This window comes from Bradyrhizobium sp. LA6.8, assembly GCF_040547935.1.
Taxonomy (GTDB): Bacteria; Pseudomonadota; Alphaproteobacteria; order Rhizobiales; family Xanthobacteraceae; genus Bradyrhizobium; species Bradyrhizobium barranii.
Window position 1 is genome coordinate 131,555 of record NZ_JBEPQQ010000008.1, and the last position, 19,988, is coordinate 151,542.

20 protein-coding genes and 1 tRNA gene are annotated in these 19,988 nt (G+C 62.3%); 8 read left to right on the forward strand and 13 right to left on the reverse strand.

The annotated features are described in order from the left end of the window. Positions 1-56: 56 nt before the first annotated feature. Positions 57-536: an Lrp/AsnC family transcriptional regulator gene (locus ABIA90_RS32290; protein ID WP_028150670.1), complete on the reverse strand. Its 480-nt coding sequence runs from the start codon at positions 534-536 to the stop codon at positions 57-59. Between the two features lie 265 nt (positions 537-801). On the opposite strand from ABIA90_RS32290, the gene trxB reads away from it, so the two are divergent. The 5 genes from trxB to ABIA90_RS32315 all read left to right on the forward strand — a co-directional run bounded on the left by trxB (position 802) and on the right by ABIA90_RS32315 (position 4,843). Then, a complete protein-coding gene (gene trxB / locus ABIA90_RS32295; protein WP_354121141.1) occupies positions 802-1,767 on the forward strand; it encodes a thioredoxin-disulfide reductase in 966 nt (321 codons plus the stop codon). A gap of 5 nt (positions 1,768-1,772) precedes the next feature. After that, on the forward strand, positions 1,773-2,696 hold the full coding sequence (locus ABIA90_RS32300) for a LysR family transcriptional regulator (protein ID WP_027534296.1): 924 nt from the start codon (positions 1,773-1,775) through the stop codon (positions 2,694-2,696). A gap of 464 nt (positions 2,697-3,160) precedes the next feature. Further along, on the forward strand, positions 3,161-4,069 hold the full coding sequence (gene dapA, locus ABIA90_RS32305) for a 4-hydroxy-tetrahydrodipicolinate synthase (protein ID WP_354121140.1): 909 nt from the start codon (positions 3,161-3,163) through the stop codon (positions 4,067-4,069). A gap of 114 nt (positions 4,070-4,183) precedes the next feature. After that, positions 4,184-4,354 carry a hypothetical protein gene (locus ABIA90_RS32310; protein WP_161495798.1) on the forward strand — a complete coding sequence of 57 codons (171 nt, stop codon included), beginning with the start codon at positions 4,184-4,186 and terminating at the stop codon, positions 4,352-4,354. A 342-nt stretch (positions 4,355-4,696) separates the two neighbouring features. After that, positions 4,697-4,843, forward strand: coding sequence for a hypothetical protein (locus tag ABIA90_RS32315; RefSeq protein ID WP_014492080.1), 147 nt, complete (start codon positions 4,697-4,699; stop codon positions 4,841-4,843). A gap of 75 nt (positions 4,844-4,918) precedes the next feature. Here the strand turns inward: ABIA90_RS32315 and ABIA90_RS32320 are convergent, their stop codons facing one another. After that, complete coding sequence (locus tag ABIA90_RS32320) at positions 4,919-5,596, reverse strand: AAA family ATPase (RefSeq protein ID WP_028150667.1); 678 nt, start codon at positions 5,594-5,596, stop codon at positions 4,919-4,921. A gap of 432 nt (positions 5,597-6,028) precedes the next feature. Continuing rightward, on the reverse strand, positions 6,029-6,364 hold the full coding sequence (locus ABIA90_RS32325; RefSeq protein ID WP_354120942.1) for a hypothetical protein: 336 nt from the start codon (positions 6,362-6,364) through the stop codon (positions 6,029-6,031). Positions 6,365-6,836: 472 nt separating this feature from the next. Between ABIA90_RS32325 and ABIA90_RS32330 the strand changes: the two genes are divergently transcribed. Then, entirely contained in the window at positions 6,837-7,781 is a 945-nt protein-coding gene (locus ABIA90_RS32330) for an AEC family transporter (RefSeq protein ID WP_354120941.1), read from the forward strand. A gap of 20 nt (positions 7,782-7,801) precedes the next feature. On the opposite strand, the gene ABIA90_RS32335 is transcribed toward ABIA90_RS32330, so the two are convergent. Further along, positions 7,802-8,389 carry a DUF4126 domain-containing protein gene (locus ABIA90_RS32335; RefSeq protein ID WP_354120940.1) on the reverse strand — a complete coding sequence of 196 codons (588 nt, stop codon included), beginning with the start codon at positions 8,387-8,389 and terminating at the stop codon, positions 7,802-7,804. Positions 8,390-8,460: 71 nt separating this feature from the next. Here ABIA90_RS32335 and ABIA90_RS32340 point away from each other — a divergent pair, with 71 nt between their 5' ends. Next, positions 8,461-8,853: an AEC family transporter gene (locus ABIA90_RS32340; protein WP_354120939.1), complete on the forward strand. Its 393-nt coding sequence runs from the start codon at positions 8,461-8,463 to the stop codon at positions 8,851-8,853. A gap of 102 nt (positions 8,854-8,955) precedes the next feature. On the opposite strand, the gene ABIA90_RS32345 is transcribed toward ABIA90_RS32340, so the two are convergent. The 9 genes from ABIA90_RS32345 to ABIA90_RS32385 form a co-directional block, all read right to left on the reverse strand. Further along, positions 8,956-9,561, reverse strand: a complete 606-nt coding sequence (locus tag ABIA90_RS32345) for a restriction endonuclease (protein ID WP_354120938.1) — start codon at positions 9,559-9,561, stop codon at positions 8,956-8,958. Between the two features lie 144 nt (positions 9,562-9,705). After that, a complete protein-coding gene (locus ABIA90_RS32350; protein WP_354120937.1) occupies positions 9,706-10,098 on the reverse strand; it encodes a hypothetical protein in 393 nt (130 codons plus the stop codon). A 32-nt stretch (positions 10,099-10,130) separates the two neighbouring features. Continuing rightward, positions 10,131-10,367: a hypothetical protein gene (locus ABIA90_RS32355; protein ID WP_354120936.1), complete on the reverse strand. Its 237-nt coding sequence runs from the start codon at positions 10,365-10,367 to the stop codon at positions 10,131-10,133. 60 nt (positions 10,368-10,427) lie between these two features. Continuing rightward, entirely contained in the window at positions 10,428-11,123 is a 696-nt protein-coding gene (locus tag ABIA90_RS32360) for a hypothetical protein (RefSeq protein ID WP_354120935.1), read from the reverse strand. A gap of 548 nt (positions 11,124-11,671) precedes the next feature. After that, on the reverse strand, positions 11,672-13,132 hold the full coding sequence (locus tag ABIA90_RS32365) for a tetratricopeptide repeat protein (protein WP_354120934.1): 1,461 nt from the start codon (positions 13,130-13,132) through the stop codon (positions 11,672-11,674). Positions 13,133-13,168: 36 nt separating this feature from the next. Further along, positions 13,169-13,312, reverse strand: coding sequence for a hypothetical protein (locus tag ABIA90_RS32370; protein ID WP_354120933.1), 144 nt, complete (start codon positions 13,310-13,312; stop codon positions 13,169-13,171). Positions 13,313-14,186: 874 nt separating this feature from the next. Beyond that, complete coding sequence (locus ABIA90_RS32375; protein ID WP_354120932.1) at positions 14,187-14,996, reverse strand: hypothetical protein; 810 nt, start codon at positions 14,994-14,996, stop codon at positions 14,187-14,189. Positions 14,997-15,092: 96 nt separating this feature from the next. Beyond that, a tRNA-His gene (locus ABIA90_RS32380) sits at positions 15,093-15,169 on the reverse strand. Between the two features lie 191 nt (positions 15,170-15,360). After that, entirely contained in the window at positions 15,361-15,795 is a 435-nt protein-coding gene (locus tag ABIA90_RS32385) for a phasin (RefSeq protein WP_028151800.1), read from the reverse strand. A gap of 702 nt (positions 15,796-16,497) precedes the next feature. On the opposite strand from ABIA90_RS32385, the gene ABIA90_RS32390 reads away from it, so the two are divergent. Further along, on the forward strand, positions 16,498-19,953 hold the full coding sequence (locus ABIA90_RS32390; RefSeq protein ID WP_354120931.1) for a PAS domain-containing protein: 3,456 nt from the start codon (positions 16,498-16,500) through the stop codon (positions 19,951-19,953). Positions 19,954-19,988: the final 35 nt, after the last annotated feature.

The window sequence follows — 19,988 nt, forward strand, 5'->3', positions numbered from 1 at the left end:
GGATATTGCGGCGCGCGGCGTGCCTCTCCCCGGAAGAACGGGGAGAGGCAGAAGACCTACCTTCTTCCCTTCACGTCCAGCGGCACCGCCGCCTCGTATTTCGAGTTGTGCAACACCAACGACGTCCGCACGTTGCGGACATGCGGCGCCGCGGTCAGGTGGGTGACGAAATCCTGGAAGGTGGCCATGTCGGGCGCGACGCATTTCAGGATGAAATCGACTTCGCCCGACAGCATCCAGCATTCCCGCACCAGGGGCTCGGCGCGGACGAACTCCTCGAAGGCGCGCAAATCCGCCTCGGCCTGGCTGGACAGGTGCACCGCGGCGAATACGGTGACGTCGAAGCCAAGCTTGCGGGCGTCGAGCAGGCCGCGATAGCCGTGGATATAGCCCTCCTCCTCCAGCGCGCGGACGCGGCGGAGGCAAGGTGGCGGCGAAATGCCGACGCGCTTGGCCAGCTCGACATTCGTGATTCGACCGTCGGCCTGGACCTCGGTGAGAATTTTCAGGTCGATCTCGTCTAGGTTCCGCGACACGTGATTGGAACTCCTGGCCTTTGCGGCTGTATTGGTGGATTTGACGCAATCCTCATAGCCAGTCCGCAGCAATTGCGCAATTTTATTGCGCGTGCAGCGCAATCGACTTTTGTTCCCTGTTGGAAAAATCCGCCGACAGGGAATGCAATTCTTGCATAGCTCACCAGAAGGCTTAGATTAGCTCTGATATTTCAGCGCTTCCGCGAGGCCTCCCGGCACGTTCCGCACCCGCGCTGCAGATCCCCCGTGAAAGGCGTCCGTCAAAATGTCTGCCACTGTTCATGCAAAGGTCGTCATTATTGGCTCCGGCCCCGCCGGCTACACGGCGGCGATCTACGCCGCGCGCGCAATGCTCGAACCGATCCTGATCCAGGGGATCCAGGCGGGCGGCCAGCTCACCATCACGACCGACGTCGAGAACTATCCGGGCTTCGCCGACGTGATCCAGGGCCCCTGGCTGATGGAGCAGATGGAGAAGCAGGCGGTCCATGTCGGCACCAAGATCGTCTCCGACCTGGTCACCAAGCTGGAGACTATGCAGCGGCCGTTCCGCCTCACCTGCGACAGCGGCGACGTCTATCTCGCCGACAGCGTCATCCTCGCCACCGGCGCGCAAGCGCGCTGGCTCGGGCTCCCGTCGGAAACGAAATTCCAGGGCGGCGGCGTGTCGGCCTGCGCCACCTGCGACGGCTTCTTCTACCGCAACAAGGAAGTCGTGGTGGTCGGCGGCGGCAATACCGCGGTCGAGGAAGCCCTGTACCTCACCAACCATGCCTCGCAGGTCACCATCGTGCATCGCCGCGATCACTTCCGCGCCGAACGCATCCTGCAGGAGCGTCTGTTCAAGCACCCGAAGATCAAGGTGGTCTGGGACTCGGCTGTCGACGAGATCTGCGGCACCGAGAACCCGAACAAGGTCACCCATGTCCGCCTCAAGAACGTCAAGACCGGTGCGCTCACGGACGTGAAGACTGACGGTGTCTTCATCGCCATTGGACACGCGCCGGCAACCGAGCTCGTGAAGGACCAGGTCAAGCTGAAACGGTCGGGCTATGTCGAGGTCGCCCCTAACTCGACCGCCACCTCGGTGCCTGGCCTGTTCGCCGCCGGCGACGTCGCCGACGAGACCTATCGTCAGGCCGTGACGGCTGCCGGCCTCGGCTGCATGGCAGCTCTCGAAGCCGAACGTTTCCTGGCCCTGCGCGCCAGCGAGCGCGCTGCAGCGGAATAAAGATCATGCCTCGAACACGCGACGGATTTACGGATATGGATTGGGACAAGCTGAAGGTGTTTCACGCGGCGGCGGAAGCGGGCAGCTTCACGCATGCGGGCGAGCAGCTCGGCCTGTCGCAATCGGCGGTGTCACGCCAGGTCTCGGCGCTGGAGCAGGAGCTCTCGGTCTCGCTGTTCCACCGCCACGCCCGCGGCTTGATCCTCACCGAGCAGGGCGACCTGCTCTTCCGCACCGCGCATGACGTGTTCATGCAGCTGCAGGCGGCGCGCGCCAAGCTAACCGACAGCCGCGAGCGGCCGAGCGGCGACCTCAAGATCACGACGACGCCCGGCGTCGGCATCAACTGGCTGATCCCGCGGCTCGGCGAATTCACTGCGCTCTATCCGGAGATCCGGATCTCGCTGATCGTCACCGACGAGGAGCTCGACCTGTCGATGCGCGAGGCGGACGTCGCGATCCGCACTCGCAAGCCGACGCAGCCGGATCTCATCCAGCGCAAGCTGTTCGCGATGGGCTTCCACGCCTATTGCTCGCCGGATTATATCAAGCGCTTCGGCACGCCGCGCACGCTCGAGGAGCTCGACTCCCACCGCATCATCACGCTCTCCGACGGCAACTTCGCGCCGCATCTTCAGAACCGCAACTGGCTGGTCGAAGCCGGCCGCAACGGCTCTGGTCCGCGCGAGGCCTATTTCAGAGTGAACAACATCCTCGGCCTTGTCCGCGCCTGTCAGCAGGGCCTCGGCATCGCGGCGCTGCCGGACTATCTGATCGAGGAACAGAGCCGCCTGGTGCAGCTGTTCGGAGAATCGGATTCGATCCAGCTCGACACTTATTTCGTCTATCCCGAGGAGTTGAAGACAGTCGCGCGCGTGCAGGTGTTCCGCGACTTCGTGGTGAGCAAGGCGCAGCGCTGGCCTTCCTGATTTCCGCATGTCTGACATGCGACCTGAACGGTTGCTGCATGGCGCTCGGCGAGCCCATAATGTTTCCACGCTGAGCCTTCGCGTTGCGCATTTGTCCCCCTCCTCCAGTGGCGCGGGAGTTCAGTAATCCCTCTTGGAAGGTGATTGTGTCGGCCTCACGTGGCCAATACCTTAAGCCGGGCTCGCTTGAGCCCGGCTTTTTTTCTGTCCCATTCGGGTTTCACGTTCCGCGTGTATTGACAGTTCCACGTACACCCCGCATCATTTGCGAATGATCACGAAGTCGTGCGCAATCTCGTTCAAGGCAGTCGCCTCGAAAAAAGGCCCCCATCCGGGGACCTCGGATTTTTGCGCGCGCTAACACAGCTTCGTCATCGCAAGCAAATCCCGAAACCCCGCCACCTGGACGGGGTTTTTTCATGTGCCCTCCGTCTCAGGTTTTTTTCCCGAGAAGGAGATGGAACATGACCGGTCTACAAGATCATCTGCACGGACTCTGGCTGCCGCTGGTGACGCCGTTTCGCGACGGCGCTCTCGACGAGAGGTCGCTGCGGCGGCTGACGCGACATTACAGCGGACAGGCCGTCGACGGCTTCATCCTGGGGGCGACCTCCGGCGAAGGCATGACGCTGCGCGCGGCCGAGCTCGAGCGCCTCGTCGCCATCGTGCGCGACGAGATGGCGGCGGGGCGTCGCACGCTGCCGATCTGCCTCGGCCTGTCAGGCGCGGACACCTCGCGGCTGAAGGAACGCCTCGACGAGACCGCGGACTGGCCGATCGACGGTTATCTGATCGCGAGCCCCTATTATGTGCGGCCGTCGCAGCGCGGGCTCCTGGCTCATTTCGAAGCCCTTGCCGATCACGCCGCGTGGCCGATCGCGCTCTACAACATCCCCTATCGCACCTCGGTCAACATCACCAACCAGACGCTGCTGCGGCTTGCCGAGCATCGGAACATCGTCGGGCTGAAGGATTGCGGCGCGAACCGCGAGCAATCCATCGCGCTGCTGCGCGACAGGCCGAAGGACTTTCGCGTGCTCACCGGCGAGGATGCGAACTACCTTGAGGCGCTCACCGACGGCGCCGACGGCGGCATCGTGCTGTCCGCCCATGTCGAGACCGCGACGTTTGCGGCCGTGTATGCCGAGGTGAAGCGAGGCAACCACGACGCGGCACAGGCGCGCTGGCACGAGGTCGTGGAGCTGACGCGCCTGTTGTTCGCGGAGCCGAGCCCGGCGCCGGCGAAGTACTGGCTGTGGCGGTGCGGCCTCATCGACAGCCCCGAAGTGCGCCTGCCGATGGTCGAAGTGAGCAGCGAGCTCGCAGCCCAGATCGACCGCGAGATCGAGCGACGGATGAAAGTCGCGGCGTAGCGCTTCCACTTCCTTTCTTCACACGCATGCTGCCACCCCCTTCTCCCCGCGCGGGAGAGGGAACGCAGCATCGTGTCCGCTCGACACCATCTCAATCCGGAAAGAGATCGACCTATGGACATTCGTCAATGGCGCGATGCGCTGAAGGCGGCATGGGAACGCGTTTCATATGCGAGCGAGTTATCCGACTGGCTGCGGCGCGATATCGGATTGACCGCGGATGAGGTGAAATCGCGCGCGGACTACATCGACGAGATCAGAAGGAAATACAGCGAGTGGGTTTAGCGGCGGCGCGAGTCCTTCACCCTCCCCTGGAGGGGGAGGGTCGATCGCGCGAAGCGCGAGCGGGGTGGGGTGATCTCTCCACTCGGGCACTGTTCGATGCGGAGGCACCGTCACCCCACCCCGCTAGGCATTTCGCTTCGCGCAATGCGTAGCGACCCTCCCCCTCCAGGGGAGGGTAAGAACATGCCCCGTAGTTACCCCCGCGCGAACGCACGAACCGCGCCGGCATGGTTAATCCGTGGTAGCACCTGTGTTCGAATGCGCCCGAAATTGCGACCCGGAATGTTAAAACATCCCGGCTATCACTGGCGCCCATAAGCGAAGAAATCGCGGGGGCGTTTTGTGAATATCCAGAATGAAGTGGCGTCGCATTACGACGCCGGACAGCAGAGCTTTACCACCGAGGACATTCTCTGGGCCGCCGGCATCTGGTCGGTGATCCTGACGCTGTCGCCGGTCATCGTGTTCTACATGCTGATGGTGGCGTAACGCGTCTCCACCGGACCAAAACGCAAAACGCGCGGACTTCCGCGCGCTTTCCGTCCGGGGAATGATTTATGAAAATTATGCCGCCTGCTTGTGCATTGCGCCGGATGCCGACGCCGTGCCGCGAATAGCTTTCACTGAACGCTCGATCGCTGCCCACAGCCTTGCGATTTCCTGGGCCGCACGACTCTCGGCCTGATACTCGCGCGCGCCTTCGCCGTGGCTGAGCGCCATCAGCAAATCCGAACGGTTGGTGATCTGGCCGCCCCACACCGGCGCGCGGAATTTCGCCAGCGCCTCGCGGGCGATGGTAACGATCGGGCTTTCGGACTCGTCGCGGCGCGCCGGCGCACCGTTGAGCACGACCGCGTAGGGCTTGCGCGCCGCGCGGCACATCTGGATGGTTTCCTGCACCGCGTTGACGTCGAACACGCCGGGACGTGCCGGAATGACCACCATGGTCGCGTTCTTGATCGCGTCGTCGACGACGGCCGACAGATTCGGCGGCGTGTCGATCAACACCCATTCATAACCGTCGCGCTTGGCAGCGGAGACGATGCCGCTGACCGAGTTCACCGCAGCCTTGATCGGCGGCTCGTTGGTGCCGCGCAGCTTGTGCCACAGCGTGAGCGAGCCCTGCGGATCCGCGTCCACGAGCATCACCTGCTTGCTCGCCTTGATCTGCGCGGCGAGATGTGCGGCCAGGGTACTCTTGCCCGAGCCGCCTTTACGCGATGCAAAAACAATTACGTTCATACCTCTGGCCTCCAGATTGACCCCAGATCACGAAAATGAATCACCGCGCTGATTCGGGAAAGAAAAATTTACCGGCAGTTGCCTCAGAGCCACGAAATAACAAGACGTGTTGGCTTTTGAGTCACACTGCTTCGCGCGACCAGGATGCCAATCGCAACGAAACGCCCTTCACGCCGGCAATCCCACGCTTTTTCGGCAGCAACGCGCGAAAAACGGAATGCAACCTCGCCGCGCAAACCCTCTCGCGACTCTTTTCCGTCGAACGCGCTGGTAATTGTCGCAGGCGTCCGCACGGCGAGGCGAACAAAAGGAGTCCGGAGGCTGGCGCGCAGCTGATGCCGGCAACACACATGCAGGGGACACCGACGCGAAGACGCTTCGCGCTGTTGCCCTGACGCGACGAGCTTCAAAGAAAGAACGCTAGCCCCGCGCTCAGCTTTCGCTGGATTTCTTCTTCTTGGCCGCCTTCTGCGAAGGCTTGGTGCTCTTCTTGGCCGTCGGCTTGCCGGCGCGGGCCTCGCCGGGCTCGGGTCCCTGGCGGAAGAACACTTTGCACTGCGGCGAGAGCTGCGATTTCTTCTGGATCATGCAGGCGGTGATGGCATCAACGTTCGGAACGAACTCGCCGCACAGCCGCATCGCGTCCGGCGAGCAGGCCTGCTGCTCCTCCTGCGTGTAGGCGAAGCCGGCGCCGGGATGGACCAGGACGGCGAGCGCAATGCCCGAGATCGCAGCAGCCAAGGATTTTTTAAATCGGAACGCCGGCATCGATCCCCCCACATGTCGAGTCAGAGGGAATAGTGGGTGAACGGGCGTTCGTTGGCAACGAGGCGGAAGCGAAAACGGCCACCTGTGCGCTCCGGGCAACAGGCCGGTCGGCCTGCCGGCTTCTCCACTGTCGTCACCCGCGAAAGCGGGTGACCCAGTATTCCAGAGACGCCCGAAGTCCCTCGAGGAGCTGCGGCGTACTGGATCCCCCGCTTCCGCGGGGGATGACAGCTGTGTGTGAGGAAAGACTACCGCTAAGCCTTTGGCAGAGCTGGCGAGATCGGGTCCGCGCGCGGCTTCAGCTTCGGTCCAACAAAAAAACGCGAAAACAACCCCATGCACAGTAGCCAGGCCACGGCGGCCATTTACGGATTTTACGAAATCGATTTGACTCGTCGGGCAAAACAGCGGCATGATGGCATGATCGAGAACGTGGGGTGGTCGTGTGATGTCCCCGTGAGATGAGGGGCGCATGGCCACAGTGTTGATCGTCGCGCCGGTGTTCGCCCTGATCGCGGCCGGCTATGCGTCGGTGCTGTTTCGCTTCGTCTCCGAGACCGCGCACAAGGGCATCTCCGAATTCGCCTTCAGCATCGCGATCCCGGCGCTGCTGTTCCGCACCATCGTCGTGTCGGAATTCCCCGATGTCAGCCCCTGGCGGATGTGGGGCGCCTATTACGGCGCGCTCGCCATCACCTGGATCGCGGCGCTGGTGCTTTCGGCATGCTTGCGCGAACGGCGCGAGGACCGCGAGGACGGCGTCGTGTTCGCGATCGGCTCGGTCTACGGCAACATCGTGATGCTCGGCATTCCCCTCGTGCTCTCGGCGCTCGGCAACGAGGCCGCAGGCCCGATGTCGCTGATCCTGTCGGTGAACACGCCGCTGCTCTGGCTCTGCGGCATCCTGCAGATGGAGCTTGTCAGCCGCAAGCGGACAGGCTCGGTCCTGTCGGTCATCCGCCCCGTACTCGCGGATCTCGCGCGCAACCCGCTGATGCTGGCGATCGGCTTCGGCGTGGTCTGGCGTTTTACGGGACTCGGCCTCAACCCCGTCGTCGACCGAACGATCGAGCTGCTCGCGCAGGCGGGATCGCCGGCGGCGCTGATCGCGCTCGGCATCAACCTGTTCCGGTTCGAGGTGAAGGGCGAGATGTTGAGCGTCGTGGTGATGAGCGCGCTGAAGCTGCTGGCGATGCCGGCAGCCGCCTTCGTGCTGGCCAAGCTGCTCGGTTTGCCTCCGGTCGCAACCGGCGTGATCGTGCTGTTCGCGGCGATGCCGACCGGCGCGAACGCCTACATCTTCGCGGCGCAGTATCAGCGGCTGGTGAACCCGGTGTCGGGCGCGGTGGCGCTGGGGACGTTGCTGGCGGCGGTGACGTTGCCGGTGGTAGTGGTGATCGTGGCGGGGGCGAGGTAGCCGCACGAGCAGTCACGCGGTCATCCCGGTTGATCCGTGCGAGGAGCTGACCTCCGCAAGCGCAGGATCAAACGTATCGCCAGCCAGAGCATCAGAACGACGATCACGAAGGCGGCAACCGGCGCAGCCAGGGCAAGAAGCGATACGAGGAGTGCACCGCCCAGTTCGGCGGTCGCAACGGTTGAGTTGCCGAGGCCAGCCGTCAGGACTGTCGATTTGGCCCGCACGGCCGCGGTGACGCCATGCACGATGCCGGCCGCGCCGCCACCCGCGACGATGGCGGCCGTCCATTTCATCATCGGTGGAAGATCTGCCATGGTCGCCGCCGACAGGATGGCTCCGGCGATCACGGCGACAGGCGCGGCGATGACATCGAGCACATTATCCACGCCGGGAATGAAATACGCACCAACCTCCAGGAGCGCGGCCACGCCGAGCATCAGCATTGCAGCAGGTGTTCCAAGCCACGCGAAACCGTCGCCCAAAGGAAGCGAACCCGAGTAAGCGGCCACGCTGGCAACCAGCATCGGCAGGAACACCCGGAAGCCCGTCGCGGCCGCAAGACCGACACCGAGCGCAATCGACAACGCGAGATCGGAGTTCGACATGAGATCCCCAACGATTGTTGCGCTCGAATTTCCTCGGGAAGGCTAGACGTGATGCGGCCGAGGTCATTGGGATGAGAACGGCCATCGACGCAGATCGCAACGCGCAATCAGGCTACATCGCCGAGGATGAGCAAACCAAGCCAGAAATGTTGACGCAGCCGATCACTCTGCGCATTTCTTCCGCTTCGAGATCAAAGGCGAGCAGCATCGCAGCGATGGGCGCGCTCAAGCTTCTGGCGACGCCGGCAGTCGCGTTCGTGCTGGTCAAACTGTTAAACCCACCGCCGACCGCGTCCGGCGTGATCGTGCTGTTCGCGGCGATGCCGACCGGAGCGAACGCATACATCTTTGCCGCGCGGTATCAGCGGCTGGTGAACCCGGTGTCGGGCGCGGTGGCGCTGGGGACGCTGCTGGCGGCGGTGACGTTGCCGGTGGTGGTGGTGATCGTGGCGGGGGTGAGGTAAGGTAGTGCAGAGCGATGGGCTCGTCGATCTGGCTGCAGTCGATGTACTTTGCGTACGAAGCTCAATCTGTACGGCTTCCGTCGATGGCCTTGCGAGACACGGTCATTCCGATAGATCGGCCAGCCATCGTTGGAGGCCCTGACCGTTGATGAGTTCGAGCCGATAAGGCAGCACCTGCTTCATTCCTGGAGCCTCCCCAATGCGTGGAGCGAAGTCTGACGTGGTCGCGATGATGCCTTTGCTGACGTTGGCTTCGGTGTTTAGAACGCCGAGCATCTCGTGAACGTGTGCGCGGTCGACTAAACGGTCAGGCGCGTAAGCTTTCATCGACCCTAGAATTCGCAGACAGCCGACACCTCGCCTCACGGCAATGACGTCGCGACCATGGTCGCCTGATCTGGGCGTAAGAGTAACCTCATACCCTTCGGCACTCATGGCACCCGCAAGTATCTCTTCCCACTGCCGGTCACTGAGCTGAAATGCCAGTCCCCAATCCTCTCCCAGCCGTTGAGCTATCTCGATCCAGACTGATGCATAGGACTTGATCAGCAGGCCTTCGGACGTCTGCTGGTCCGGAACGATCAAGCCGTTCAGCGTAATCGACGCAATATTTGTGGCGTTGGTCAGCAAAGTAATCGCCTTCTTTCGGGGACTGCTCGCTCCGAGCCTCCCGAAACCTGCGCCCATTCGCCCGAAACCGCCGATCATTTGCTCTCCCGCATCAGTTCTCAAGGTGCCTATGGGTTACCACAGTGTGCGCTCAAAGCGTGTGCATGTTCATCCTTGGAGCTCCAAGCGGAACGCTCAGAAGCTAGGGCCTTCGTGACGTCAGGCCGGACTGACGCCTCGGCATCACTTCTTCATAAATTTTCCGAAACGTACAATGTCCGCGTTCGACCGCAGATAGGTAGTGGAGCTGTTGAGCATCGCTTGTATCGTGCCATTAGGTTCGGTCGATAGTTGGTATCCATTGGCCTGCGCATTCGCGAGAATGGTCATCGCTTCTTCGCTAGTCGCCTCCCCCTCCTGTGTCCTTGCGAATTTTTTCAGCCAAGCAGCAACTTCGTACTGCTCAGCCTCCTTGATGAGCTGATCAACCATGTCAGCCAAGTACTTTCGCTCTTCGTTGAGGGCCAAAAAAGCTTCACCTAGCCTGTCCACCCAACTCTCTCCGAACACTATCAGCTTAGTCGCGGCCTCCCGAATTTCGGGATCATATCTAACCAGCGCTTCCCAGCGAGTCATTCGCTTTTGCCCCCCGATAAACGATCTTCCGATCATAGCGTAACCCTCGCTGCTCCCTCCGGGGACTTTGCTATGGATATCAGAAACCAGCCTGTTCCGATTACCACCAGGAAAATAAGACCTATCCCAACAGCCCAGATGGCTCCTCTGATGAGCAGGGGAAGAAGCGCGAAGAAGAGGACTGCGAGAATAATCCCACCAGCTATTTCGATCATTGCGGAGCTCACTCTCGACTCTTCATGAACCAGTCCTGCCTTGAATGCCTTCACATCCTATTCGCAGAGTAAAACCATTCTCATAGTGACGTTAGGTCTGCTGTGTCGTGGCACTTAGTTTTCGAAATATTGCTCCACCACGCGTCGAAACTCCGGCAGCCGCTTTTCGTATAGATCTACGCGGCGAACTAGCTGCTCCTCAAGAAGCTGCAACTCTCGCATCGCTGCGTAAAGCACTGTCAGCTTGAAATTAATCCCGGTCTGAGCTGCGTTCGCTTGGGCGCGCGCTTCCCCGACCACGTTCATCTCAAGTTCGCGCCGATGCTGCGGGCCGTTGACGATTTGAAGATATCGACTTTCATCAGCGGCGGCTCTTGTCGCGTGTTCCAAAATTGTTTCAATTACGAGCCGTATTCGCTGTCGCGTTTCAGTGTCCGCCACCGGCATCAGCGCCTTGAGCTTGTCATCTAAACGGTCCTTCGATGGGTCAAAATCGGCCAGCGCATTAAAACGGTTCAGCCAGACATGAGGTGATCCGGCGCGAAACTCCGTTCGAATGTGCTGGATGCATCCTACCGCCTCCCGAAGTCCGGGAAGCGTTTTTTCGATTCTCTCCTCTTCCCTGCCAATTACATTGATCCGCAATTGCATACCGACGTTCCGAACGGCGACATGCGCTGCAACAGCAATTCCCACCGCAGCAATGGTTGCGCTGATCAGGGTTTGGTAAGGGAGGATGCTGCTTAATTTGATCGGCCCCCACATGCCCAACCAAACGGTCAGTACAGCCGTTAGCATCAACGCAGACATCGTCGGCAATCCAGGAAGACGCGGGTGAATCATACATCGCACTCTTTTCCGGACGTCATATTCTTACTGGATCCAGCGGATAGCGTGCCGCCCACCGAATCACGCTGGCACAGTCGAGCATTCTCGCGCGAACCGTGCAAAATGGAATCGCCGCGATTCCCGGATGCCGTTTTTGCAACAACTAGATTGTTGATCGTGAAGGGGATGGGCTGTCGCTGTCAGCGGCAAGCCCGAATAGCGAAGAGGTGAGCAACTCTCGCCATCTACATTCTTGGACTGCTAACACGGGCCAAAACTTGGCGATCGGCGAGTTGCAATTCGCGAGCTAAGTCCCTGCCACCACTGGTACAGTTGGGTGGGTACTGCCGCCGCTCAACTTTGTCTTTGATAAACCTAGCTTTTTTGCTCGCCAAAGATCGGCTTTTGTAGCGTGTTTTTGTATTCTTGAGAAGCTCGACGTAGCCGGAGCACGACTGGCACTGAAGCTTCACGACCATCTAATAGGGAAGGCACTTGCCTGCTGTGCGCCGGCTCCCAGAGCTTCTTCTCTATTCTGGCAGCCCTGCCTGCCGTAGCGCGCCGTTCATCTTCTCGATGTATTCGGGCTGAAAGCAGAACATTCGATAATAACTGTCGGCCTCGCGAATGGTGAAATCTGGGCGCAATTTCAGCAGCTTTCCGACCTCCGCCTTGGCCTCGTCGAACCGACCGAGAAACGGCAGCGCGTACGCCTGATCGAGATGACTGAGCCAAAAACCCTCAAGGTAGGCGTGCCGGAAATCCTCAAGCGCCTGTTGATATTCGCCTTTCCACCAGTGTCTCTTTGCGGGCGCTAACCACCAAGCAAACGAGGCATTGGGACCCGCCAAGCGAATGGCCCTTTCGGCCATTGCGGTCCCGTCATCCCAGTCCCCCATGAAGGCGAGCCACATACCTCCTGAGAGGGTTCGCGCATCGTTGGAATTGAGCGCGAGGGCCTTTTCCAATTCTTGTCGGTACAGGTGGATTTGACATTTGGTACTCATCGCCAGAGCGTAGGTTCTTTGAGCGAACGCATCGTCGGGTGCAAGCTCCACGGCCCGTGTCGCGCCCCGTAAGATTTCCTCGTTCAAATACAGACGCTTATCAGTGTGTTGAATTTGGTCGGACGGTAGACCGATCCCCATGCTTCTTTGGTTAAAAAGAACAGTGGCGCGTGCTGACCACGCGAATGCGTTATTCGGCTGTCGCTCGGTAAGTCGCTTGGAGCACTCTAACGCTTTCAGAATTGCGGATGACAATCCACGTACAGACCCGACTACCGCATGAACAATACATTCATATGGACTGAGTTCGAAGACCGGCTTGTTCTGGGATTGCGAGTAATCTGCGTTCATAATTGCGCCGGGGTAGCCACCAATCTGCACGGCGGCGGCGTCGCCAATTTCGTACGCGGACGTTTCCGTTTGCACGCCTTCGGCATTCGCATCGAAGGACTTCGACCAAATCTCTGTACCAGTGCGCAGGTCCGAAACGTGGATATTCGCGCGAGCACCGCCGCCCAATGGATGAACCTCACCGCTCACCAGATAGTCGACTTGCGCCTTCCGGGCCGCTTTGATGGCATCATCACCTTCCTTTAGAAAGTTTGCAGCGGTTGCGCGCGGTATCACTCGCAAAGTGCTGAACCTGCCGAGGGAGGATGCAAGTTGTTGGGTTACCCTGTCGGCAAACGAAACAAGCCCCGGCGCGGCGATGGGGCTCGAAACAGGCAATACAGCTACTGAAGGCCCCTTCGAGACGATCAGACCGGTGGACGCGGCAGTCGTGGTCGTATCTCTGCCGACGTGGCTGTGCAAAATGTCCCATGCGTGCCAGTAGCCCGCGAGCCCGCCGACCACAGCACCAACCGCAGCAACGGACGCAATGATCGCGCCGAGTTTCCCAAGGCGAAGACGCAGGCGAGTGGAGAACGATGCGGATTTGCTATCGTTCAACTTCGGAGCGTCGTTTAGGGGCGTGTCTGCCACCGTCCACCGTTCCTCCGAACGTCAACCTTTGGAAAGTTACAACCAGGTTGCAAAGCTGTCCATATAAGGGTCTTCGTGGTAGCTGTCGGGCGCCTCGGGGTAGATGACATTCCACACGAGATAGTCACCGAACTCCCGCCAGTATTTTGCTGGATCGGGATTGGCCTCGTGCTGCTTCACGAACCAAATGTACCAGCGCCCAGCGAGTGCTATAGCGTTAAGCCGAGAGGCTGGCCTTCGCCATTCCTATGCGCCCGTAATGCAGCGATACGGGTCTCAATCTCTGCTAACCACTCGCCGTGCTGTGACTTCGCAAAGGGGATTGGCGTCCCGCTCGGTATCCGAAGCTGAGCTTCCCAGCGCACCCCATACAAGCGCTCATAGTCGTCGCGCACATCGGCCGGGATACCTTTTCGAGCGATAAAGCCGCCACCCTTCGCTCGAACTAACTCAACCATCCGCAATGCCACTTGTAGCGCCTTTTGTATTTTAGGCGGCGCAAATACATCAGGTCTATCAGTAAGTTGCTGGGAAAGCGGACTTATCCGCAACGGTGGTACAGTTGGGTGGGCTCGAACCACCGACCTCCTGTTCCCACAGACAGCGCCGAAGGGTCGACACGGGTTCGCTCAACTGTCAATCACAGGAGGCCTGCCACACGCAAAAGCCGCCAAGGTCTCCCTCGACGGCTCGTGCCGTTGCGTTTGCGTAGAGGTACTGTGTCGAGCGGTGCTCGAACGCAGCCCGTACTCGCTCTTATTGGACGCACGCGACCTTCAATGAGGGCCGGTGGGTGCGTTGCCAGTGTGCCGGGCCAACGATCCCCGATCCCTATGAGATGTGACTGGCGGCGATGCTCTTCAAGCGAGCACTGCTGTCCCATTCGATGAAATGGCAAAGCGCGTTTTCAATTGAGCACACTTCGATCATCATCAGCAATCAAGGTCAGCAACTGATCCACCACAACCCGGATACACGTTTCGAAACTCGTATCGGTGATGATTTCGCCGAGGGCGGAAGGGGTCTAGCGGCTTTAAAACGCGCGCCCGGCGTTCTACATGCTAGGCCTTCCGGAGCTAGGTCGGAGGGACCACTCTCGCTGCATCTCAAGGAAAACGGCCCGCCAACGGGTCACCGTCTTCGGCGCCGGCTTTGTTGCAAGCACGAAAGCCTCAAAAAGCTCCCAGCAACTCACACTGGGCGAGCGCGGCGCCCCGTCTGCGAACGGCGGGAAGGTATCGGGCCTCTCGTCACGGGCGTAGTCGCCATTCGCGCGCTTCTCCAATAGCTGGATTGCGGGCAACAGATTGTCGCTGACAGCGTCCACGAACAGCGCATGCGCGGTAAGGTTCAACGCCTTCCCCTCGTTGGCGAGGAAGGTTGCGACCCGCGCCAATTCGGCAATCTGCGGCCTCACGGCTTCCCGCACCTCTGGGTCATATTGCCAATCTGCGTGAGGGTCGGACCCTGGATCCTCTTCGTACTCGTCAGGCGCCTCTGGGCGGATCACATTCCACACGACGTGATCGCTGAAGTCCCGCCAGTACTTTGGCTTCCCTGGATCGGCCTCGTGCTGCTTCACGAACCAGTTGTACCAACGGCCCGCAAGCGCGATTGCGTTGAGCTTGGTGAGTGGTTGACCCTCGCCATTCCTTTGGGCTCGCAGGGTCGCGATTCGGGTTTCGACCTCGGCCTCCCACTCTCCGAGGCGGGCCTTGGCTTCGTGCTTAGGCGTACCGGCCGGAAGCTTGAGGTGCGCCTCGCGCTTGTGCCCATAGAGCCATTGGTAGTCCTCGCGTACGTCCTCGGGGATGCCCTTACGGGCGAACCACCGACCATCTGCGGCTCGATTCAACGCGACCATTCGCAACGCCATTTGTGCAGCCTTTTGTATTTTAGGCGGCGCAAATCCTGCTGGTCTATCAGTAAGATGCTGGGAAAGCGGAGGTATCCGCAACGGTGGTACAGTTGGGTGGGCTCGAACCACCGACCTCCTGTTCCACAGACAGGCGCTCTAACCAACTGAGCTACAACTGCATCCTTGCGAGCCGCCTTGGGCGCCTGGACGGGCCGTCGACCTAAGGGGGGCTGGACGGGGCGGAAACTAGGTGCAACGGGCGTTTTTGGCAAGGCCGCAAAACCCGAGAATCGCGCTTCCGACGAGGTTATTTCCAAAGCAAAACCCGGGCTCTAGGCCCGGGTTTCTCAATTTGAACGACCCGGCCTGATCAGGCGGCGGGCTTGTAGAACTTCGAGGCAGAGGCCTTGATCGGCTCGGCGGTCTCGGCGGCGACGCGCTGGGCGAGCTCGACCAGCTCCTTGGCCTGGGACTGGAAGGTCTCGAGCTGGGTGCGGGTGTGGCCGGTCCACAGCTCCAGCGCTTCCGCCGGCGACTTGAGGCCGAACAGCTGCTGGGCGAAGTCCAGCTGGGAGCTGGTGTTGGCTTTCATGAACTCCACCAGCTTGGCGGTGTACTCGCTCGCGCCCTTGTTGGCGGAGGTGAACACGGCCTCGACGGTGCCGTTGTGGGTCTCGGCCGCGTCCTTGAACTTGGCGTAGCTCTCGCGGGCCTGCGACACGCCCTTTTCGGCGAACGCACGCATCTGCTCGGGAACCTCGAACGGAATGATCGAGGCAGAAAACGGATCAGTCGCACCTGTCATGATGTCCCTCACGATAATGAAAAAATGGAGTGAGCCTTCTGGCGCGCCCGCCGGCCCCGACCTAGGCCTCAAATTCAGCGGGAACGAACACTGGTACGCGATACAAAAAGATGGCTCGCCCAGCGCCCATCACTATCGCTGCCCAAGATGTCAACATTGTGCAACGCAAACGTGATCCGGGCTGCGCCGCGAAATTTAATCGCGGTCAGGGTGATGGTTCCGCCTGAGGGAACCCTGGGTTGAGGTAGTCTGGTGCCTGCTGGCCGCTCTCTTACCCTCCCCTGGAGGGGTCGAGACGAGCGGAGCTCGCTCGGGGGTCGATCGCGCAAAGCGCGAGCTGGGTGGGGTGATCTCTCCACTCGGGCACCGCCTCCATTGAGAGGCTGTCACCCCACCTCGGTTCGCATTGCGCTTCGCTGCATGCGAACCGATCCTCCCCCTCCAGGGGAGGATGGGCACCTGTGATGCCGCTGACGATCTGGCGTATTTCGCTGGGCTGCCCCGCCCGCGAATCCTGCGGATGCCGCCGGGCTGCGGCTTGCGGGGGCGGCTACATTAAGGTTATCGCGGCTTTAGGCTTGGCCGTGTAGACCGGAGCCGTGGACCTGCCCGCGCCTGCGCGCGATACTAACCCTTTCTTAAGGCTGTCATTCCGGCAGCCTTGCACCCTGATGCTGACAAGCGAGACTTGAAGCCGGTCGGATGACGAGTTCGGATTTCCAGTTGCGAGGCGTGGGCGATCCCCGGCTGGCCGTGCACGCGACCTCTCCGTTGCCCGCCTGGCTCTGGTCGATCGACGGCACGCGCGTGCTCTGGGCCAATCCGGTCGGCGCAAGGCTGTTCGGCGCGGCCCATGGCACAGCGCTCGCGGACAGGACCTTCGGACCGGCGGACAGCCATCGCCGCCAGGTCGCCCGACTCGCGCGCCGGCTGGCGCCGAACGGCGCGATCAGGCTGGAACGGCTGCACGGCTTCGGCGCCCGCTTGGGCATGCTGATGACCTGCGCCTGCGCCCGCCTCGATTTCGCCGACGGAAGCTCCGGCGTGCTCGTCACCGCGATGGATCCGACGCTGCGCTCCATGCCGCTGGTCGAGCGCCTGCATCGTCTCGTCGAGGGCGCCAGGGTGCCGATGGCGGCGTTCGCGCCCGACGGCCTGTTCGTCGGCGCCAGCGAAGCCGCCCGCTCCCTGCTCGGCTTCCGCGATCTCGGCGATGCCGGCCTCGACCAGGCCCGCAGCGATGCGCTGGCGACAGGCCGCGCCGAGACGCCGATCGGCATCGGCCAGATGGTGCTGCAGCGGGTCGGCGTCGGCGCCGATGTCGGCCTTGTCGCGCTGATCGAGCCGGCCGCCCGGCAGGCGGCGCCCGCTGCCGAAGAGAATAGCGCGCGCGAACAAGATGCTCAGCCCGCGCCTGAGGCTCCGCCGCCGGTCCCTCCGGCCGCGGCGCCGGACCAAGCGCTGCCTGCGCTGGCGAACGAGGCTGCATCCGGAATCGCGCTGTTCGGCGCATTCGCCGAGCCGGTCGAAGCGCCGGCTCCGACCGAGACCGCCCCGCCTACAGAGACGATCGCGGACGCGCACGCCGCGAGCGACGCGATGCCCGAGGTCGTCACGATCCCCGAGGCGGCCGAAGCGCCTGTCCAGGAAACTGTCAGCGAAGCGATCGACGCCGCGCCCAAATCTCCGGTTGAAAACCCGCGAGAGGCCATTGTGTCGCCGCAGGCCGCGCCGATCACCTCGCACATGGTCGAACCGCCGCCAGCGGAGCCGTCCGCACCGCGTCAGCATCCGCTGCGCTTCCTGTGGCAGGTGGATGCGGAGGGGCGCTTTGTGCTCGGCTCAGACGAGTTCATCCACCTGATCGGTGCACACACCGCCGCCGGCTTCGGCCGCCCCTGGCGCGAGATTGCCGATGAATTTGCGCTCGATCCTGACGGCCGCGTGGCGCAGGCGCTTGCAAGCCACGACACCTGGGCCGGGATCACCGTGAACTGGCCGGCCGATGGCGGCGAGCATCTGCCGGTCGAACTCGCGGGCCTGCCGGTCTACGACCGCGAACGCAATTTCGCGGGCTTCAGGGGCTTTGGCGTCTGTCGCGATCTCGACGGACTGAACCGGCTCGATGCGCTCAGGCGCTTTGAGCTGTTCGCCGCGCCGCCCGCACAGCACGGCCTCTCCGCCGACGTCGTCGAACTCGATCCCGAGCCGGAGCCCGTGGCGGAGGCACCGCCTCCGCCGAGCGAGCCGCCCGAGCCTGAGCCTGAGCCTGAGCCTGAGCCAACACCTGAACCCGAACTGCCCGAACCCGTAGCCGACGCGAATTCACACCCAACCGATCCGGAAACACCAGTGGAAACGCCTCCCAATGTCGTGCCGTTCCGCCCGCCCGGCGATGCGCGATCGCCGACGCTGACCCCGGTCGAGAACAGCGCGTTCAACGAGCTCGCCCGGCAATTGTCCGAGCGCCTCGAACGCGAACGCGAGACCATCGCCGCCGTCGCGTCCGAGCCGCCGGCCGCGGAGAGTGCGCCTGAACCTCCGATGCCGGAGCCCGAGGCGCCGCACGCGCCGGCCGAATGGCTGACCGAACCGGCGCCGCCCGCGCAGGGCCACAGCACGCGCGACCGCGCGCTGCTCGACCTGCTGCCCACGGGCATTTTGATCTACCGGCTCGACCGGCTGCTCTACGCCAACCCCGCCTTCCTCGCGCGCATGGGCTATTCCAGCCTGGGCGCGCTCGAGGATGCCGGCGGGCTCGATGCGCTCTACGTCGAGCCCGGCGTATCGTCGGCGAGCAGCACGTCGCAAGCCGGCACGCCGGTGACGATCAGCGCGACGGTGGCGAACGGCCAAGAGCCGCTTCCGACCACCGAGGCGCATCTGCACACGATCGACTGGGACGGCGCGAGCGCGCATGCGCTGATCTGCGCGCTGCCGCAAGCGGCGCCCGTCGTTGTTGCGCCAGTCATCGCGCCGCCTGTCGTCGTCGAACCCGTCGTCGCAGAATCCTTCCCCTACGCGCCCGAACTCGAGCCCGAGGCCGGCGATGCCGACGCTCAGGATCTCGCCGCGATCCTCGACACCACCGCCGAGGGCATCGTCATGTTCGATGCCGAAGGCAACATCCACGCCTGCAACCGCAGCGCGGAAGCGCTGTTCGGCTATGACGGCGAAACGCTGATGCAGCGGAACCTGGTGACGCTGTTCGCGCCGGAGAGCCAGCAAATCGTGGCCGACTATCTCGAAAGCCTCAAGAGCCAGGACATCGCGAGCCTGCTCGACCACGGCCGCGAGGTGCTGGGACGCGAGAAGAAGGGCGGCGTCATTCCGCTCGCCATGATCATGGGCCGCACCAGGCCCGACGGCCCGAACTTCTTCGCCGTGTTCCGCGACCTCTCGCAGAGCAAGAAGGGCGAGAGCGAGCTCAAGAACGCCCGCCGTCTCGCCGACGGCGCGGCCAATGCCAAGGCCGACATGCTGGCGCGGATCAGCCACGAGATCCGCACGCCGCTCAACGCCATCATCGGCTTCGCCGAGGTGATGATCTCCGAACGCTTCGGCACGCTCGGCAACGAGCGCTACGGCGACTACATGAAGGACATCCGCGCCTCCGGCGAGCGCGTCATCACCATCATCGACGATCTGCTGGAGCTGTCGCGGATCGAGACCGGCAAGCTCGATCTCAATTTCGCCAACCTCAATCTCAACGATCTCGTCGAAGCCTGCGTCACGGTGATGCAGCCGCAGGCCAACCGCGAGCGCATCATCATCCGCACCTCGCTCGGGCATGCGTTGCCGCAGGTGAGCGTGGACGCGCGCGCGATGCGGCAGATCACCATGAACCTGATCTCGAACTCGATCCGGCTCGCCAGCGCCGGCGGACAGGTCATCGTCTCGACCGCGCTCACCGACCGCGGCGAAATCGCGTTGCGCATCCGCGACACCGGCCACGGCCTGAGCGAGCGCGAGGTCGCCGCCGCGATGGAGCCGTTCCGCACGCCACCGCCCGGCGATGCCGCGGACAGTTCGGCGCTGAGCCTGTCATTGACCAAAGCCCTGGTCGAAGCCAACCGCGCCCAGTTCAACATCAAGAGCGCGGGCAATTCCGGCACGCTGATCGAGGTGGTGTTCGCACCGGTGGCGGTGGGGGCGTAGCGGCGGCGGAACAGCTACGTAGCCGAGGTGAGCGA

Coding starts and splice junctions, on each gene's coding strand:
- ABIA90_RS32350 (WP_354120937.1), bottom strand. CDS start 10,098: ATGACTCGCTGGGAAGCGCTGGTTAGATATGATCCCGAAATTCGGGAG.
- ABIA90_RS32390 (WP_354120931.1), top strand. CDS start 16,498: ATGACGAGTTCGGATTTCCAGTTGCGAGGCGTGGGCGATCCCCGGCTG.
- ABIA90_RS32340 (WP_354120939.1), top strand. CDS start 8,461: ATGAGAACGGCCATCGACGCAGATCGCAACGCGCAATCAGGCTACATC.
- ABIA90_RS32335 (WP_354120940.1), bottom strand. CDS start 8,389: ATGTCGAACTCCGATCTCGCGTTGTCGATTGCGCTCGGTGTCGGTCTT.
- ABIA90_RS32375 (WP_354120932.1), bottom strand. CDS start 14,996: ATGGTCGCGTTGAATCGAGCCGCAGATGGTCGGTGGTTCGCCCGTAAG.
- ABIA90_RS32345 (WP_354120938.1), bottom strand. CDS start 9,561: ATGATCGGCGGTTTCGGGCGAATGGGCGCAGGTTTCGGGAGGCTCGGA.
- ABIA90_RS32310 (WP_161495798.1), top strand. CDS start 4,184: ATGGACATTCGTCAATGGCGCGATGCGCTGAAGGCGGCATGGGAACGC.
- ABIA90_RS32320 (WP_028150667.1), bottom strand. CDS start 5,596: ATGAACGTAATTGTTTTTGCATCGCGTAAAGGCGGCTCGGGCAAGAGT.
- dapA (WP_354121140.1), top strand. CDS start 3,161: ATGACCGGTCTACAAGATCATCTGCACGGACTCTGGCTGCCGCTGGTG.
- ABIA90_RS32385 (WP_028151800.1), bottom strand. CDS start 15,795: ATGACAGGTGCGACTGATCCGTTTTCTGCCTCGATCATTCCGTTCGAG.
- ABIA90_RS32325 (WP_354120942.1), bottom strand. CDS start 6,364: ATGCCGGCGTTCCGATTTAAAAAATCCTTGGCTGCTGCGATCTCGGGC.
- ABIA90_RS32360 (WP_354120935.1), bottom strand. CDS start 11,123: ATGTCTGCGTTGATGCTAACGGCTGTACTGACCGTTTGGTTGGGCATG.
- ABIA90_RS32300 (WP_027534296.1), top strand. CDS start 1,773: ATGCCTCGAACACGCGACGGATTTACGGATATGGATTGGGACAAGCTG.
- trxB (WP_354121141.1), top strand. CDS start 802: ATGTCTGCCACTGTTCATGCAAAGGTCGTCATTATTGGCTCCGGCCCC.
- ABIA90_RS32330 (WP_354120941.1), top strand. CDS start 6,837: ATGGCCACAGTGTTGATCGTCGCGCCGGTGTTCGCCCTGATCGCGGCC.